General features: G+C 39.9%; 1 protein-coding gene and 1 pseudogene. Both read left to right on the forward strand.

Annotation, left to right across the window (positions count from 1 at the left end):
• A partial coding sequence (locus tag CCAL5182_RS08950; RefSeq protein ID WP_336610836.1) for a hypothetical protein occupies positions 1-235 on the forward strand: 235 nt, incomplete at its 5' end.
• Positions 236-990: pseudogene (locus tag CCAL5182_RS08955) on the forward strand (hypothetical protein); the annotation flags it as partial.

The following is a 990-nucleotide window of genomic DNA, read 5'->3' on the forward strand; positions in this document are numbered from 1 at the left end:
CAAGAAAGGAGTAGCGGTGATAGCGGAATATTTTAAGAGCAATTGCATAAACATCAAGTGGTGGGCTGATAAGCATGGACTTGACTATCTAACAACATATTATGTGGTAAAGGGTGCGTTAAACGGCTCAAAGCGTAGTAACGGCAAGACAAGAGCGGTATTTGAAGCACTAAAAAAAGAGGGAATAATAAAAAAGATGCCTAAGGGGCTAAGCGAGGAGCAAAAGGCTAGCTAAATGTGGGTAAATTCTAAGGTCGCTGCAGAAATTTTAGGCATAGAATATGAGAAGCTCAAAAAAGCTACTCAGCGTGCAAATAAGGTTGGAAAAAATTTTTGCTCGTTAGGGTGTCATATATGCCACTTTAATTACACCAACGGCGTAGGTCGCGGAGGCAAAGTCCTCCAAATTTGGCTAGATGATGAAAAATTCAATAAATCATATAAAACAGACAAAAACATAGAGGTTAATAATGAAGAGATTAGCGATACAGACACTACCATGGTTAATACTAATAGCATTAGTAGCACCGAGCTTGCTACTAGCGTGGATACTAGATACGATGAGTGCTTTGACCTGGAAAATGTGCGAGATAGCGAGCTTATGGGGGATAAAGATATTTTTGCAAGCACAAAAAATAGTTTAAAACAGATAGTAAAAAACGAACCTCAAACCCCAATAAACATAAAAATCAAGGATTTAGAGAATATGAATAAAGTAAAAGCCGTAACCGAACTAAACGCTTGTCCAAAAGGCATGAGTAAGACGCTATGGGGCAAAGGCGTGAGCCAAAAATACGGCGTGAGCCTAAAGACGCTTTACGCGTGGGCGAAAGAGCAAAAAATAGATGAAGTGCAAGTAAGCGACGATGAGTTAAGCATTGATTTTAAGGCTAGTTTTAAAAGCTCTAGCTTTGAGATGAGTGCTTTGGAGTGGGCGGTGGGCTTTATGTTGCATAACCCGCTAAGCTCAAAGACCTTTACAATGTGGAG

The sequence above is a fragment of the Campylobacter sp. 7477a genome (assembly GCF_014892335.1).
GTDB lineage: Bacteria > Campylobacterota > Campylobacteria > Campylobacterales > Campylobacteraceae > Campylobacter_A > Campylobacter_A californiensis.